Origin of the sequence: Halorussus salinus, from assembly GCF_004765815.2 — an archaeon.
Lineage (GTDB): Archaea > Halobacteriota > Halobacteria > Halobacteriales > Haladaptataceae > Halorussus > Halorussus salinus.
The window spans coordinates 527,710-545,076 of the sequence record NZ_SBIS02000007.1 but is presented as its reverse complement, the minus strand read 5'-3'; the positions used below and the strand labels follow the sequence as shown (position 1 = coordinate 545,076).

The 17,367-nt window shown below is 65.9% G+C and carries 7 protein-coding genes and 1 tRNA gene; 5 read left to right on the top strand and 3 right to left on the bottom strand.

The window, feature by feature from the left end:
- Positions 1-55: 55 nt before the first annotated feature.
- On the bottom strand, positions 56-700 hold the full coding sequence (locus tag EPL00_RS16315) for an ArsR/SmtB family transcription factor (RefSeq protein WP_135853375.1): 645 nt from the start codon (positions 698-700) through the stop codon (positions 56-58).
- A 95-nt stretch (positions 701-795) separates the two neighbouring features.
- Here EPL00_RS16315 and EPL00_RS23620 point away from each other — a divergent pair, with 95 nt between their 5' ends.
- Positions 796-936, top strand: a complete 141-nt coding sequence (locus EPL00_RS23620) for a DUF7859 family protein (RefSeq protein ID WP_202932668.1) — start codon at positions 796-798, stop codon at positions 934-936.
- Positions 937-989: 53 nt separating this feature from the next.
- Here EPL00_RS23620 and EPL00_RS16310 read toward each other — a convergent pair whose 3' ends face one another.
- Positions 990-2,018, bottom strand: a complete 1,029-nt coding sequence (locus tag EPL00_RS16310) for a threonine aldolase family protein (protein ID WP_135853376.1) — start codon at positions 2,016-2,018, stop codon at positions 990-992.
- Between the two features lie 138 nt (positions 2,019-2,156).
- Here EPL00_RS16310 and EPL00_RS16305 point away from each other — a divergent pair, with 138 nt between their 5' ends.
- Positions 2,157-3,251 (top strand): aminopeptidase, encoded by a 1,095-nt coding sequence (locus EPL00_RS16305; protein WP_135853377.1) that lies wholly within the window; start codon positions 2,157-2,159, stop codon positions 3,249-3,251.
- An 846-nt stretch (positions 3,252-4,097) separates the two neighbouring features.
- Here EPL00_RS16305 and EPL00_RS16300 read toward each other — a convergent pair.
- Positions 4,098-4,172: transfer RNA gene (locus EPL00_RS16300), tRNA-Arg, on the bottom strand.
- A 133-nt stretch (positions 4,173-4,305) separates the two neighbouring features.
- Here EPL00_RS16300 and EPL00_RS16295 point away from each other — a divergent pair.
- From EPL00_RS16295 to EPL00_RS16285, 3 genes are all read left to right on the top strand, one after another.
- On the top strand, positions 4,306-4,878 hold the full coding sequence (locus EPL00_RS16295; protein ID WP_135853378.1) for an AAA family ATPase: 573 nt from the start codon (positions 4,306-4,308) through the stop codon (positions 4,876-4,878).
- A gap of 31 nt (positions 4,879-4,909) precedes the next feature.
- Positions 4,910-5,329: an RNA-binding domain-containing protein gene (locus EPL00_RS16290; RefSeq protein ID WP_135853379.1), complete on the top strand. Its 420-nt coding sequence runs from the start codon at positions 4,910-4,912 to the stop codon at positions 5,327-5,329.
- A 274-nt stretch (positions 5,330-5,603) separates the two neighbouring features.
- Positions 5,604-17,168, top strand: a complete 11,565-nt coding sequence (locus EPL00_RS16285; protein WP_135853380.1) for an OmpL47-type beta-barrel domain-containing protein — start codon at positions 5,604-5,606, stop codon at positions 17,166-17,168.
- Positions 17,169-17,367: the final 199 nt, after the last annotated feature.

Sequence of the window (17,367 nt, the reverse complement as noted above, 5' to 3'; positions counted from 1 at the left end):
TCAAACAGCCATTTTAGTTATCCGCATGGCCGAGCGAATCGCGCCCGAGACCGACTCACTCGCCGCTGTTCGAGTAGTACCACCACGCGAACCCGAGCGCGAGGACGAGCGCGCCCCCGGCGAAGAAGACCAGCCCCGGCGGGAGGGCGTTGGCCGCGGCGTCGGCGGCCTGCCCGGCGGTGTCGGTGGACTGGACCGTCATCCCGCCGCCGCCCGTCTCGGCGGCGTCGCCGCCCGAACCGCCCAACAGCGTGCCCACGCCGTCGCCGTAGAACTCCTGTACCGCGACGCTGAGGAGACCGAGCGCGCCGAACGCGCCCAACAGCCGGGAGAGCGCGGACTTCAGCCCGGTCGTCTTCTCTTCGTTGCCCGCGAAGACGACCAGCGGTTGGTCGGCGGGCGCGTACACCTTCATCTCGCGGCCCTTCTCGGAGTAGACGGTGTCCACGACCTGAATCACGTCCGCGTCCGCCAGTTTCTTGAGGTGGTACTGGGCGTTCTGGAGCGAGGTATCGACGGCGTCCGCGAGGTCCGAGGGGGTCGCGGGGTCCTCGTGGAGGGCGGCCAGCAGTTCGCGCGCGGTCGACGACGAGAGCGCCCCGAGCAACTCCTCGGCGTCGTCGCTGTCGACGCCGATGACCCGCGGGTCGGCGGACTGGGGGCCGGTCGCGTCCGAGGTGGAGGGCAGCAGGTCAGCCATGGGTCGCAGTTGACGCCCCCGTCTCAAGAAGGTTGTTCCCTGCGCGGGTCGGGTACGTCGAAACGAATTTGAGGCAGCGAGCGAATGTGTAGGATATGGATCTCAGCTTCGTCTTCAACAACCCGCTCGTGGTCGGCTTCGTCGCCATCCTGCTCGGGTTCGTCCTCTTCATGTACCTGTTCGTCCGGCGGACTATCACCGGGTTCCAAGAGGGCGTCCAGAACGGTCGCCGGTAGTCGCCGTCGCGTAGATATCGGGACGACCGCGCGCTCGACCCGGACTACTGTACTCAGTCCAGCTTACTGACCGCTTCGCCGACGCGCTCGGCCGCCTCCTCTACGTCTTCTCGGTTCACGTCCCAGTGCGTGCAGAACCGCGCGACGTGCGCGTCGAATTGTGTTCCCTGCACTCCTTCGTCGGCGCACGCGTCGAGGAACTCGTCGGCTTCGTGTCCCGTCCCCTCCGTGTCCACGAGGAGAATGTTCGTCTCCGGCTCCTGAACCGACAACCCCTCCACGCCCGCCACTCGCTCGGCCAGCACGCGGGCGTTCTCGTGGTCCTCGGCGAGTCGCTCGACGTTCTCCAGCGCGAGTCGCCCCGGTCCCGCGATGACGCCGACCTGTCGCATCCCGCCGCCGAACAGCTTGCGGTTGCGTCGGGCGCGAGCGATAAACTCCTCGCTTCCGGCCAGTATCGACCCGACCGGCGCGCCGAGTCCCTTCGAGAGACAGAACATCACCGAATCGACCGCCTCGGTCATCCGTTCCGGGGGCACGTCGTGGGCCACGGCGGCGTTCATCACTCGCGCGCCGTCCAAGTGAACTGGAATCCCCAACTCGCGGGCGGCCTCGGCCGCGGCGTCTATCTTCGCCGGAGCGACGGCGACGCCGCCCTTGCTGTTGTGCGTGTTTTCGAGCGTCAGTAGCCCGGTTCCGGGCCGGTGGAGGTCCTCCTCGACGTACTCCTCGCGGACCTGCTCGGGGGTCGGCACCCCGCGCTCGCCGCCGTCGAGCGTCCGGACCTGTAGGGTCGAGAGCTGTGCCATCCCGCCCAGTTCCCACTTGACGACGTGGCTCTCGCGCTCGGTCAGCACCTCTTGGCCGCGTTCGGTGTGGGTCCGGACCGCGACCTGATTGCCCATCGTCCCGGTCGGCACGTAGAGGGCGTCTTCCATCCCCACGAGGTCGGCGGCCTCGTCTTCCAATCGGTTGACGGTCGGGTCCTCGCCGTACACGTCGTCACCAACCTCGGCATCGTGGGCGGCATCGCGCATCTCCTCGTCGGGCGTCGTCACCGTGTCGCTCCGGAGGTCTATCATAGGAACCTCTTGCTCGCGGCGCATCAAATACCCCGCGGTGGCGGCGATACGTCTTCTCGACGAATCGAAGTCGCGGCGGCGACCGCCTCGCTGTCCCGGACCGAAAGCGGTTTGCGGCTTTCCCCGTCATCTTCCGGTATGGACCCCCGAGTCACGGAACACGCCGAGATCGTCGTTGACCACTCTACCGAAATCGAGGAGGGCGACAACGTCGTCGTCAGTGCCTCGTCGGCCGCCGAGGACCTGACGCTCGCGCTCTGTGAGGCCGTCGGCGAGCGCGGCGCGTTCCCGTTCCACGTCTCGTTCCGCAAGGACCGGACGCGCGCGGCGTTCCTCGAAGCGGTCGCCCCCGACGACCTCGACACGCCCGACCACGAACTCGCGCTGGCGGAGGCCGCCGACGTGTGGATTCACGTTCGCGCCCACGACAACGTCGCCGAGATGAGCGCGGTCGATAGCGACACCATGTCGGCCTTCCGGAAGGCCCAGCTTCCCGTCCGCGAGGAGATACTCGACACGACGTGGGTGTTGACCCAGTACCCCGCGCCCGCCGACGCCCAGAACGCCGAGATGTCCACCGAGGAGTACGAGGAGTTCGTCTGGTCGGCCATCGGCAAGGACTGGGAGGAACAGAAGGCCCACCAACAGCAGATGGTCGAGATTCTGGACGCGGGCGAGGAGGTCCGCATCGTCTCGGGCGACACCACGGACCTCCGGATGAGCATCGAGGGGATGACCACCATCAACGACCATGCGAAGAACAACCTGCCCGGTGGCGAGGTGTTCACCGCGCCGGTCGCCGACTCGGTGGAGGGCGAAGTCCTCTTCGACAAGCCGCTCGTCCACGAGGGCCACGAGGTCAACGATGGCTACCTCCGGTTCGAGGAGGGCGAAGTCGTGGAGTACGGTGCCAGCAAGAACGAGGAGGTCCTCGGCCAGATTCTGGACACCGACGAGGGCGCGAAGCGACTCGGGGAACTCGGCATCGGGATGAACCGCGACATCGACCAGTTCACCTACAACATGCTGTTCGACGAGAAGATGGGCGACACCATCCACCTCGCGGTCGGCCGCGCGTACGACGAGTGTCTGCCCGAGGGTGAGACCGGCAACGAGAGCGCGGTCCACGTGGACATGATCGTGGACATGGCCGACGACTCCTACATCGAAATCGACGGCGAGGTCGTCCAGCGAAACGGGACGTTCCGGTTCGAGGACGGCTTCGAGGGGTAGGACTCGACCGCGAGCGAACGAAGTGAGCGAGCGGCTTTTTCATCGACGTTTTTCGAAGAAGGGTGCCCGCAGGGCACCCGACGAAGAAAAAGGTCGAACTGGGACGTTCCGATTCGAGGACGGGTTCGAGGAGTAGAGGTCGGTTTGACCGCGAGCGGAGACGGTGAGCGACCGACTTTTTAACCGACGTTCCGCTTCGATAAGTAGCGTCCACGTCTCCCTGTAGCGTTTCTAGTCGAGACCGTACCACGGCACTGCGGGTCACAATCCACGTACGAGACGAGCTAACAACCTTCAATTCGAAAGTCGATTCGGAGTTCGGGAGTTTATTTCAATCTCCTTTGCGCGCGAGGTGAGTCAGCTCGGACGTTTCGTACGTCTCGGCCGTAAGATTTCTCTACTGACCTTACAATGCAATTTAAGTGTTTGGGCCATAGACCCATGCCCGTGACGAAGGTAGCGTGTCCCGACTGTGGTCGCAGTATCGCAATGCACGAACTCGAAACTCGAACCGTTGCCCAACGCAACGACTTCCAGACGAACTATCGGTGCCCCTTCTGTCGGTCCGACATCAACGATGTCGGCGACCTCTTCTGAGCGAGTACGTCTGGATTTTCCGTCTCGTCGCTACCGATACACCGCGACCGAAGAACGTGAAGTACAAACGTTCGTCGCTGTGCGGGCACGATGGGATTTGAACCGGAGCGAGACGTTCCTGCTCACTGCGTTGCGCGGGCCTGCGACTCGCGGGGTTCAAATCGCCTTTCGCGCCGGTTCGCTCCTCATTTCGCTCACGGCGTCGCCGTTCGCGTTCGAGGCGCGACGCGCCTCGCACTCGTCGCTGTACGGGCACGATGGGATTTGAACCCACGACCGTCGGATTAGAAGTCCGACGCTCTTTCCAGACTGAGCTACGTGCCCTTGCCGATTCCTTGGAGTGGCCTTCCCAAAAGGTCTTAGGATTCACCTCGGCTATGCACCGCTCAAACATCGTTTTCGGTGCGTTCTCGATGGAACACAGTGCTTAAGCACCAATCACCACTACCTGAATCCAATGAGAGTAATCGGAACCGTGGGGTTGCCGGGGAGCGGCAAGGGCGAGGCCGCCTCGGTCGCCGAGGAGCTAGACATTCCCGTCGTGACCATGGGCGACGTGATTCGCGCGGAGTGTCGCGACCGGGGGCTGGACCCGGCGGAACACCACGGCGAAATCGCGGGCGCGCTCCGCGACGAAAACGGCCCGGACGCCATCGCCCAGCGGTCGCTCCCGATAATCGAGGAAGCCCTCGAAGAGAGCGATACCGTCCTCGTGGACGGCATCCGGGCGGGCGTCGAAGTCGAGCGGTTCGTGGAGGCGTTCGGCGACGACTTCACGCTGGTCAGCATCGAAGCCCCCTTCGAGGTCCGGGCCGAGCGCGTCCAGTCGCGCGGTCGGGACGCCACCGACGCCGAGACCCTGCGCGAACGCGACGAGCGCGAGCGCGGGTTCGGCATGGACGAGGCCATCGCCCGCGCCGACGCCTCCATCGACAACACCGACAGCTTGGAGGCGTTCCACGAGAAGATTCGCGCCCTGCTAACCGAGGGCGTCGCAGGACTCGAACGCGAACGCGCCCGAGAAGCCTGATTTCGACCGACTACGACCTTCGACCACTACCATGATATACAGCATCGACGTGCAGATTACGGCACCAGTCCAAGACACCGAAATCGCCGACCGCGTCGCCACGGCCGTCGCCAACCTCTTCCCCGACGCGGACCCGGCCCAACAGCACGGCGAAGTCGTCGCCGAGGCTCACTCGCTCGACCACTTCTCGGAACTCCTCCACCGGCAGGAGATTCTCGACACCGCCCGCGGGGAGTTCTTCGGGTCGCGCCGGGGCGACACCTTCTCGTTCGACCTGAAGAAGCAGGCCGCCTTCGAGGGCGTCGTCAACTTCGCGGTCGGCAACCCCGACGAACTCGGCGACATCCACGTCCGCGTCCGCGTCGAGCAACCGACCGTCGAGGAGTTCGTGGACCACGTCGCCCCGCCGACCGAGGAGGGCCAACCTGTCACGCAGGACGACTTCGAGTAGCGCAGTCAGATACCCTGTTTTTCGAGAGTCGAGTCACCATCGCTTCGCCGGACGGCCGCGAATCTCCGGCCCTCCTCGAACTGAACCGGCCGTCTTCACGGTGAGACGACCGGCTCGATTCGGTCGCGGCGATAGTCTATGTAGTCTCTATAGACTCAAACCTCCAATTACAAAAATTTATCAGTTCCTGATATAATTCTACTATAATGAATTCAGACATACATATTAGGATATTTACTAAAATTCCGGCGGCTTCTCTCCCCGGAGGGCTAACATGACGGGGGACCGCGTCTCTGCGGTCTTCCTCTCCGTCCTGTTGGTCGTCTCGGCAACGACCGCCGCGGTCCCGGCCTCGGCCGTCACGTCCGTCGGCCCACTCACGGCCGGGAACACCGCCGGGAATACGGCGGGGAACGCGACCACGACGCTCGCGGAGACGACGACCGTCGGCGACGCCACGACACGTACCGCGACCACGGACGCGGCGACGACCACGACGGCGAGCGAGACGCCGATAACGATTACGGCGACGAGCGTGGACGACGACACCACTGTCGCCGAGACGACGGCGGCCGAAACGACCGCGACGACGGTCGGCGGCGAGACCACGACGACGAACGCGACGGCTACGACGACAGCCAACCAGACGACGAACGAGACGGCTACCAACCAGACGGCAAACGAGACGACGGGCGGGGCGACGAACGAGACGACGCGGGCCACGCCTTCGGCGGCGAAGTCGAACCCCAAAATCTCCTCGTCGCTCCTCGATAGAGTCGAATCGGCCGCGAGCGGACCGTCGACCGACAGCACGGGAGACACCGAGTTCGTGCAGGTCGTCGTCCGCTCGACCGTCGGCCGGAGCGACGCCGTCGCCGGACTGGTCGGCAACGTCGGCGGCGAGGTACAGGTCCGTCACGAAACGCTCGTCCAAGCCCGCGTGCCCGCGCCAGCCGTGCAGGCGCTCGCGGACTCCTCGGCCGTCGAGTTCGCCCGTCTCCCCCGACGCCCCGAGACCGACGAAATCGTCAGTGAAGGCATCTCGAACATGGACGTGGGCAACGTCCACGATGCGGGCGTGACCGGCGACGGCGTCACCGTCGCGGTCATCGACACGGGCTTCGACGTGACGAACCCGGAAATCGAGGAGCAACTCGTCGATTGGCGAAACTTCAGCGCCTCCGACCCGCGGTCGATGAGCAACCAGTCGGGCGAACACGGCACCGCGACCGCCGAACTCGTCGCCGACACCGCGCCGAACGCCTCGATTATCGCCGTGAAGGTCGGAACCCTCACCGAGTTCTACGAGGCGACCGACTGGCTGGAGTCCAGCACTTCGACCGACGTAGTGACTATGTCGCTGGGTTGGTACGGTGTCGGTCCTCTCGACGGCACCGACCAAATAAATCGCGACATCAACGAGTCGGTCCGGAGCGGTACGACGTGGTTCACCTCGGCCGGGAACGACGGTGAAGACGAATACTGGGGTGGAACGTGGTCGGACCCCGACTCCAATCGCTGGCTGAACTTTAGCGGTAACGACGAGTTCGTGGAGGTCACGCCTCCCGGTGGGGAGGGATACGTCGATATCGACGTTAGTTGGAGCGACTGGGACGCAAGAAACGAGGACTACAACGCGTACCTCTACAACTCCGATGGCGATATCGTCGCCGATTCGAAGACGGTCCAGAGCGGTTCGCAACGACCGGTCGAACATATCGACTACTACGCGACCGGACCCGTCCATCTCGCCATCCGTAACCACAGCGCCAACGGTACCGCGAGGTTCAACGTGTTCTTCCGCGGCGACTCGGACCCCGAATATGGTACTCGGTCACGGACCATCACGGTTCCTGCCACCGGACGAAACATTGTCTCCGTCGGCGCGGTCGATTACTGGAGCAACGACCTCGCCGACTACTCGTCCCGTGGACCGACGGTCGACGGTCGAATCAAACCCGACGTAGTCGCACCTGCCGGTGTGACGACTTCGGTTTATCCGGATGGGTTCTCCGGAACGTCGGCTTCGTCACCGTACACCGCTGGCGTCGCGGCGCTGATGCTCTCAGACGACGGTACTCTTACGCCCGAGGAGATTCGCTCGAAGCTGGAATCCTCAGCGGTCCCCCTGCGTGGCACCGAACCCAACTCCGAAACCGGGTACGGGCTCGTGGACGCCGACGGCGCGATACCGTCGGTCGCCGAGGAGTACCCCGACCGCGTGGCGTACTCGGGGCGAATCGTCGAGGCCGACGGCGACCCGGCGGTCGGCGACGAGGTGGTGGTCTACGAGACCCAATACGGCCAGACGCACAATGCTACTGTCACCGACGACGCGGGGGACTTCTCCGTCGTGGCTCCCAGCGCCAACGAAAGTTACGTCGTCGGCTACTATCAGGGTGATTCCGGGTCGGCTCTCGAAGACGGCTCCCCAGACGTGCAGGCGCTCGAAATAGTGAACGGTACCAGTTCGTCGGATATCGGGACGACCACGCTTCCGCAGGCACACGTTCTGAACGTGACTGTCGTGGACGAGAGCGGCGACCCAGTGCCGAACGCGGGGGTCGAAGTTGCCGACTTCGTCCACGAGAACGACGATCACGGCTACGTCAGGTACACTACCGAAGCGGACGGCGACGGACGACTCGTCGTCGGTTCCGAGGCGGGTATCGAAGTCGTCGGTCAGGTGCGAGTCATGGCGGCCCCGCCCGACGGGAGTTCCCGATTTGCAGGGGTGGAGTACACTCGCATCATCGACGTGCAGGACGACAGGAACGTCACCGTCACGCTACAGAACGAAGGCGTTTCCGTCTCCGGACACGTCACCGACGCCGACGGCGACCCCTCCGCAGACGACGCCGTCGCCCTCGCCAGCGACCTGACCGGAGACTTCGAGTTCGTCTACACGAACGCGACGGGGAACTTCTCGGCGACCGGCGTCGAGGAGGGCGACTCCTACGCGGTCAGATACTACCAGAACTTCAGGGACAACGTTACGACGTTCCCCCGAGACGGGACCGCGGACATCTACGTCCTCGACGCGCTGAACGTCAGCGGGGACTCCTCGCTCGGCGACCTCTCCGTGCCGAGCGCGTCGGTCCTGAACGTGGCCGTCGTCGACCAGTACGGCGACCCGGTGGAGAACGCGACGGTCAACGTCACCCACCACCGACTCGGCGAGAACGCGACGTTCAGCAGGATGACGACCGACCCCGAGGGCTATCTCAGGCCGACCAGCGCGGCCCGTGGCGTCGAGGTCACCGGCGACGTGTCGGTGAAGGTCAGTCCGCCGGACGGCGACGAGTTCGCGGGCGAAACCGCCGTGCGCAACCTCACGGTGACGAGCGACACCAACGTCACGGTCACGCTACATCGGGTGGTCGACGCCTCCGGGCAGATACGCGACGCCGACGGGAATTCCGTGACCGACGGCTTCGTCTCCGTCATCAACCAGTCGGCCGACCATTGGTCCTACAGCTACACCAACGCAACGGGGAACTTCACCGCGGAGGATCTCTACGCGAAACAGCCCTACAACGTCAAATTCTACCAGACTCCGCCCGAGGGCGAGTCGTACCCCCGCGACGGCGTGCCCGACGTGTACGCGCTGGACCGCGTGAACGCGACCAGCGACGCCGACCTCGGGCAGTTCGACCTGCCGAACGCGTCGCTGTTGAACGTCAGAGTCGTGGACGAGGCGGGCAATCCGGTCGAGGACGCGAGCGTGAATCTTACGCACTCGCACGGGAGCGCGACCGCCGACTTCGTCTTCACGCCGACGGACGCCGAGGGCTACATGGTCCCGCAGGCGTCCGGTCGCCGCGGGATGGAGTTCGTCGGTAACGTCTCGCTGGAAGTCAGGCCGCCCGCCAACAGCACGCGCTTCTCGTCGCAGGCCCACCGCCGGTCGCTCACGATGGACGACGCCGACCGGAACGTCACGGTCACGTTGGAGACCGCCGCGCCGACCGTCTCGGCGTTCGACGTGACCGCCGACGGACAGGACGTGGACGTGCGCTTGGCGTCCGACGAGGAGTTGGCGAACGTCACGGTCCGACTCGGCGGGGACTCCTCGGGGACTCTGACGCTCGCGGAATTTACGGAGACGACCGATGGGGAGGCCTACGTCTACCGTGCGAACGTCTCGGACGACTCGGACGGCACCTTCACGGCCACGCTCCGTGACGCCGAAGACGCCGACGGCAACGACGGTGCGACCGACCAAACCGACGAGGTCCTCGTGGACACGACTGCGCCGACGCTCTCGGTGAGTGTCACCGACATCACCGACGGCGACGGCGTGGTGACGAACGGCGACCGAGTGAACGTGACCGCGACCGTGGTGGACGAGGGGTCCGGCGTGGCGGACGTAGAGGCGTTGATTAGCGACATCACGGACGAGTACAACCACGAACTCTACGCCGTCGGCGACGACACCTACGCCAGAACCTTCGAGGTCTCGCAACTCGACAGGGAGAACTTCGAGGAGAACGTCCCGGTCAAAGCCACCGACGAACGCGGGAACTGGAAGGTCCGAGGAGTTCCGATACTCACCGACCCCAAGTCCCCCGAGATTAGCGCGTTCGAGGCCTCCTCGACGCCGAGCGACGAACGCAACGTCTCCATCTCGTTCCGCGCCCACGAGCAACTCGCGTCGCTGCGCGTCGAACTGACCGACGCGAGCGGGACCACGGTCGCCAACCTCACGAAGAGCGACCTAACGGAGACCTACAACGACTCCGAGAACTTCTACGAGTACAGCGCGTACTACACCGCCGCGGACGGCGAGTACGACGTGACGCTCGTGAACGCCAGCGACTCCCACGGCAACGACGAGTTCACCGGTCGGACCACCGACTGGGTGGACGTGGACACCACGCCGCCGACCGTCTTGGACTTCCGGGCGACGAACGACGGGACGGACGTGGACGTGGTGCTGTTCGTCTCCGAGGGCTTGAGCAACGCCACCGTCACGTTCGATGGGGGCGGGCCGCCCACCCCCTACTATCTAGAGGACTTCACGGCGTACGAGCAGGACAACGGGAGCTATCGGTACGTCGCCGACCTCCACGACAGTATCGACGAGTCGTGGGTCGAGGTGACGTTGACCGAGGCGGTGGACGGCCACGGCTTCGACGGCGCGTCCGGTCAGTACGACTACCACGAGTGGGACACCGTCGCCCCCGAAATTCACGACCTGAACGTCACCGCCGACGGACAGGACGTGGACGTGACCGTGAACGCCAGCGAACCGCTGTCGAACGTCACGGTCGGCGTCGGCGGTGCCGCGACCGCCACGGTAGGCAACGAGAGTTTCACCGGACGCTCCCTGTCGGACGGCACCTATAGCTACCGCGCGAACGTCTCGGACGGACTCGACGGTACCTTCGAGGTCACGCTCCGCAACGCCACCGACGAGTTCGGCAACGACGGGTCGGCGGGCGAGACCGACTCGGTGGCGGTCGATACGACCGCGCCGACGCTGACGGAGTTCTCGGCGAGCGTCGAACGACTCTCCTACGAAGACCAACTCAGGGTGTCGTTCGACACCGACGAGGAGTTAGACGCCACGTCGGTGAACGCGGTCGTGACCAACGAATCCGGCCGGACGGTGACGACGGTCTCCTCGTTCGCGCCCGAAAAGGCCGGAGGCGAGACGTACGACGCGACCGCCACGATTCCGCCGGGAACTAACGAGACGTGGACCGTCACCCTCGAACGCGCCGAAGACGAGTACGGCAACGACGGCGCGACCGGACAGACGGCGAATCTGTTCGTCGACGCGGACGACCCGGCGGTCACGGACTTCGACGCGACGCTCGACGACGGTCGCATCACCGTCCGGGTCGAGGCCGACGAACTCCTCGGCACCGACGAGGACGACATCACCGCTATCGTCTGGGAGGACGGCACCAGAGCGGACTACCTCGACCGATGGAACCGCCGCGGCGACGGATACGAGGCGTCGGCCCCGCCCGGACAGGTCGAGGAGACCTTCCGAATCGAACTCACGAGCATCACCGACACGCGGGGCAACGGGAACGACACCCACTACAACACCACGCTCGCGGTGGACACTCTCCCCCCGACCGTCACCGACTTCGACGTGACCGCGGACGGCCAGAACGTCGACGTGGTGGTAAACACCTCCGCGCAGGTCCGGAACCTCACGGTCGGCCTCGGCGAGGAGGTCTCTGGGACGCTCTCGTCCGCGAACTTCACCGAGACCGTCGAATCGGAAACCTACGTCTACCGCGCGAACGTCTCGGACGACTCGGACGGCACCTTCGCGGCGACGCTCCTGAACGCCAGCGACGCCAGCGGTAACGACGGGTCGAGCGGGCAGACCGACTCGCTCGCCGTGGACCTCGACGCTCCGTCGGTGGACGCGACGCTGACCGACGCCACCGACGCCGACGGCGTGGTCAACGACGGCGACCGAGTCCGCATCGCGGCGACAGTCACCGAGAACGGAACCGGCGTCGAGTCGGTGACCGCGGACGCGACGGCTCTCGGCGCTGGAACGGTCTCGCTCGACCGCGTGAGCGACGGTACCTACGAGACGACCGTCACGGTCGATGGCGCGGCCAACGGCTCTCGGAGCGTCACGGTGGCGGCGACCGACGGTAGCGGAAACGAGAACTCCGGGGCCGGTTCCATCGTCGTGGACAACGACGCGCCTACAATCTCCTCTTTCAACCTTCGGTCGTTCGTCAATTCCGAGCGGGAATTAGTAGTCGCGTTCGAAGCAGACGAGAAGTTGGAGAACGCTCGCGTCGTCGTCACCGACAGCGATGGAAATGTAGTGACCGACGCAACGAAATTCGAGCTTCTAGCGACTGCGCCTTACGAGTATCGTGCAAGCTTTAGCGTGCCCGCAGACGGTGAGTATCGAGCGACGCTGAAGGAAGCCACCGATGCCACGGGCAACGAGGAGTTCACCGGAGCGACGACGGACACGACGCTGGTCGATACCACCCCGCCGACGATTTCGGACTTCGAGGCGACGACCGACTCCGGGACGGTGACGGTCGTGTTCGACGCCAGCGAGGAGCTACCCACCGATTCGGTGGCCGTCGAACTGCGGGACTCCTCGAATCGGACCGTGACGACCCTCACGTCGTTCTCCGAGACCGCCACGGCGGGCGAGTACGCCGCTACCTACGACGTATCGGCGGACGTGGAGGAGACGTGGTCCGCGAACCTGACGCGGGCCGAAGACGACCACGGTCTCGACGGCGCGACTGGGCAGAACGACACGACGCCGGTCGATACGGTTTCGCCGACGGTCTCGAACCTGAACGCGACCTTCGAGGAGGGGACGTTCACCGTCACGTTCGACTCCGACGAGACACTGGACCGGAGCGCGATGACGGTAGAAATCCAAGCGGACGGCGACGTGGTGACGACGCTCGACTCGTTCGAGGAGTCCGGGTCGGACGCGTACACCGCGACCTACGAGGTGCCGTCCGGCGTCGAAGAGCGGTACGTCGCCGAACTGACGAACGTAGCGGACGCGGCCGGGAATCGCGCGTACCCCGATTCGGCCAACGAGTACGTCGATACGCGCGCGCCGGTGGTGACGAACTTCGAGGTCGACGTTGACGGCCAGAACGCCGATGTCGTCGTCGAAAGCGACGAGAGGCTCGACGGACTGAACGTCTCGGTCGGTGGCGATGCGACCGGGACGCTCTCGTTCGCCGACTTCGAGAGAGACGACCGGTACGGCCAGCAGTACACCTATCGCGCCAACGTCTCGAACGGCACCGACGGCACCTTCGAGGCGACGCTCCACAGCGCCACCGATTCGTACGGCAACGACGGCGCGTCCGACCAGACCGACTCGGTCGAAATCGACACGCACGCGCCGACGATTTCGAACTTCTCGGTGTTCACCGAACCCGACCGCGTCGTCGTCACCCTCGAAGCCAACGAGTCGCTCGACACCGACACCATCCTGCTCGATGTCGAGAACGGAAGCGGCGACCCTGTCGCCGCCTATTTCGACTTCTACGAAGTCGGCCCGAACGAGTATCGGGGCGTCCACGAACTGTCCGACGGAGTCAACGAGACGTGGACCGTGGAACTGGACTACGCCGCCGACGAAAGCAACAACGACGCGGAAGTCGGTCAGAACGTCACGCTACACGTCGATACGATTCCGCCGACCGTCGAGGAGTTCGACGCGACGTACGCCGACGGAACCATCACGGCGACGATCACGACCGACGAACGACTCTCGACGGACGAGTCGTACCTCACGGTCCTCGGTGACGGCGGGAAACTGCTTTACTCGGAAATCGGTCTCTCGCACGTCGCGGGCACGACGTACGAAGCGACGTACTCGCTCGACGGCAACGACGACGACGGCGAGTATATCGTGGAACTCAGCAGGATAGCCGACGACTCGGCGGGATACAGGACGACCCAAACGACCCGGACCGTGTTCGCGGACACCGACGACCCGAGCGTGACCGACGCCCGTGTGACCGACCCGAGCGACGGACTCGTCGGCCCGAACGAGGAGGTCGCGGTCGCGGTCGAAGCCGCCGACGCCGCGACCGGAATCGAGACGGTCACGGCGAACGCCTCCGCGTTCGGCGCTGGCACGGTCGCGCTGAACGACACCGACGACGACGGCGTGTACCGCGGACAGTTCGAGGCGAACTCCTCGCGCGCACTGGCCGACGGCGACCACCCCCTGAACGTCACCGTCGCCGACGGCGGCGCGAACGAGGTCGTCCGCGAGGCGGCCACCCTCACGCTCGACACGCGCGCGCCGAACGCGACTGTCACGCTGTCCGGGACCCGGAACGGTGACTGGTACGACTCGGCGGTCACGGTGAACCTCTCGGCGTCCGACGGCGGGTCCGGCGTCGCCGAAATCGAGTACCGCGTGGACGGCGGCGACTGGCAAGTCTACGACGGGAACGTCACCGTCTCGACCGGCGGGAGCCACACCGTCCGGTACCGGACGACCGACGCGGCCGGGAACGTCGAGAACGAGTCCTCCTCGTTCGAAATCGACCGGACCGCTCCCGAGACCGACCTCGCGGCCAACGCGTCCGCGAACGAGTACGGCTGGTACGACTCCGACGTGAACGTCACCTTCGACGCCAGCGACGCGACCGACGGAAGCGGCGTGTCCGCCACGGAGTACCGCGTTGACGACGAGGCGACGTGGCACGTCTACGAGGGCGGGAACGTCACGCTCACCGCCGACGGTAACCGCACCGTCGAGTTCTACAGCACGGACGCGGCGGGCAACCGCGAGTCGAAGCGTCTCCGCGAGGTCGCTATCGACACCCACGCGCCGAACACGACGGTCCTGACGGATTCGGAGGGCACGACGAACGGATGGCACACCGGCGCAGTCACGGTGAACCTCTCGGCGTCCGACGGCGGGTCCGGCGTCGCCGAAATCGAGTATCGCGTCGGTAGCGGCGATTGGCAGTCCTACGCCGGGAACGTCACCGTCTCCGCAGACGGCCAGCACACGGTCTACTACCGAACCGCCGACCGTGCGGGTAACGTCGAGGAGGGGGCCACTTCGTTCAAAATCGACGCGAGCGCCTCGAACACGACGGCGAGCGTCTCCGGCGACGAGGGCGAGAACGGCTGGTACACTTCGGACGTGACCGTCTCGCTCGACGCCGCGGACGAACACAGCGGCGTGTCCGTCACGAAATACCGACGCGGCGACGAGACCGCGTGGCAGGACTACACCGGAAGCATCTCGGTCTCCGGCGACGGCAACCACACCATCGAGTTCTACAGCGCGGACGCTGCGGGCAACGACGAGACCCACCACAGCGAGACGATTCGCATCGACACGACGAAGCCGGTCGTGACTTCCCCGCCGGGACTCAACCGGACCGACGAGGTGTTGCCCCGGCAGGCGATTCGACTCTTCGTGAACGCGACCGACGACCACAGCAGGGTCAGCGAGATTCTGGTCGATGGGCAGGCCATCGGCGCTGACGGGCGCGGTCCGGTCGCACCTGCACCCGCGCTCGGCAACCACTCCTTCGAGGTGGTCGTCCGCGACGCGGCGGGCAACGAACGCCGGGTCAGCAACGAATCGACCGCCTACAGCGTCGGCCAGCAGGTCGAGATGACGGTCGAAAACGACACGCTCTCGGCCGAGACCGACGATACCAACGTGAACGGAGTCGAAATCGAGACGGACGACGAGACCGCCGAGGCGAACGTGACGGTCGGGACCGCGACGACGAACCCGGAACCCGACCGAGGGACCCCCGCGAACACCTCGCTCTATTTCCCGCAGATAGACACCTCGGTCTCGAACGACGACATCGCGGACGCGACGGTCACGGTGACCGTCGAGCAGTCCCGCGTCCGCCAGAAGTACATCGAACCCGGCACGGTGAAGTTCTGGGTCGAAGAGGAGAACAGATCGACCGGCTGGGAGAAAGTGGACGCGACGCGAATCGCCACCGACTCCTCCGACGGGACTTACACCTACGAAATCGAGGCCCCGCACTTCTCGACGTACGCCGTCACCGGCACGCAGGAGTCGAGAGCCCCGAACGCCTCGCTCGCCGTGGCGACCGAGACGTTGACGCCCGGCGACGTGACGCTGACCGGGTCGTACAGTGACGGCTACTCCGGCGTGGACCCGGCGAACGTGACGCTCACGTTCGAGAGCGAGCGCGGCGTCGAGGAGGTGACCGGCGACGCGACGATAGCCGACGGCAACGTCACCTTCACGCGGAACCTCTCGGCGGGGACCTACAACGCGACGCTCGACGTGACCGACGACGCGGGCAACTCGCTGACGCAGGCGAAGACGGTCTCGTTCACGGTCGTCAACGCCTCCGCTGGCGGGAGCGGCGGCAGTGGTGGCGGTAACGGCGGCGGCGGTGGTGGCGGAGGCGGCGGTGGCGGTGCCAACATTCCGCCGCCGTCGGTCCAAGAGGAGGTCGTGGAACTGACGCCGAGTAGCTTCCGGGCCAAGGTAACGAGCGCCCGCGCGGACTCGCCCGGTCGCGTCGCCCCCGAGGGCGGCATCGCCGCGGGCGACGTGACGCTCCAGCGCCTGACGCTCCGCCCCAACACCGCGGACGCGCAAGCGCGGTTCTACGCGGACGCCAGCGTGGCGACCGACGCACCGAGCGGCGCGAGCGCGCCCGACGTGCGGACGCTCGGCTACGCCGAGGTCACCACGACCTACATCTCGTCGGCGACGCTCTCGGAAGTCGGAATCGAGTTCGCGGTGCCCGCGAGTGCGGCCGCCGCGCCCGAGAACGTCGCGCTCTACCGACTCGACGGCGGGTCGTGGCAGGCGGTCGAGACGACTGTCGTCGAGACCGGCGGCGGGCAGTACGTCCTGCGCGGCGCGGCCGCGGACACCGGCACTTTCGCGGTCGGCGTCCGGAGCGGTGCGCTCGCAGTGACCGACGCCGCGGTCGGCGCGACGAGCGTCGAACCGGGCGAACCGGTCGAAGTCACCGCGACGGTCGAAAACGACGGGTCGGGCACCGCCAGCGAGACCGTGACGGTCTCGGTCGGCGGCGACGCCCTCGCGCAGAAATCCGTCGAACTCGCGGGCGGCGAGTCGAGGACGCTCGCCTTCGAGGTCTCGTTCGAGTCGCCGGGCGAGTACGACCTCGCGGTGAACGGCGCTTCGGCCGGGTCGGTGTCGATCGCCGGTGACGACTCCGGCGGGTCGGACGGCGACGGCGACTCGGCCGAGGAGACCGCCGGGACAGAAACGACCGCCGACGAGGGCGGGAGCGGCGGTATCCCCGGCTTCGGCGTCTCGACCGCGCTCGCGGCGCTCGTGGCCGGTCTGGTCGCCGCTCGCCGACTCGCGTAACGCTCGGCCGGTCACGCCGACGGTTTTTGGTCTCGTTCTGCGGAGGACTCGGCGCGGTGCGGGGCGGTGCTGTGCGGTATAATCGGTGTCGGCTTCAGTACGGTTCGTGGTGCAGTCGCAGTTCGCGGTGCTGTCGCGGTCCGTAACAGTTCGGTGCCGTCGCGGTCCGTAACAGTTCAGGGTGCCGCCGATTCCGCGG

Bases quoted from the DNA above. Each gene is read 5' to 3' on its own strand.
- EPL00_RS16315 (WP_135853375.1), bottom strand. From the start codon at position 700: ATGGCTGACCTGCTGCCCTCCACCTCGGACGCGACCGGCCCCCAGTCC.
- EPL00_RS23620 (WP_202932668.1), top strand. From the start codon at position 796: ATGGATCTCAGCTTCGTCTTCAACAACCCGCTCGTGGTCGGCTTCGTC.
- EPL00_RS16310 (WP_135853376.1), bottom strand. From the start codon at position 2,018: ATGATAGACCTCCGGAGCGACACGGTGACGACGCCCGACGAGGAGATG.
- EPL00_RS16305 (WP_135853377.1), top strand. From the start codon at position 2,157: ATGGACCCCCGAGTCACGGAACACGCCGAGATCGTCGTTGACCACTCT.
- EPL00_RS16295 (WP_135853378.1), top strand. From the start codon at position 4,306: ATGAGAGTAATCGGAACCGTGGGGTTGCCGGGGAGCGGCAAGGGCGAG.
- EPL00_RS16290 (WP_135853379.1), top strand. From the start codon at position 4,910: ATGATATACAGCATCGACGTGCAGATTACGGCACCAGTCCAAGACACC.
- EPL00_RS16285 (WP_135853380.1), top strand. From the start codon at position 5,604: ATGACGGGGGACCGCGTCTCTGCGGTCTTCCTCTCCGTCCTGTTGGTC.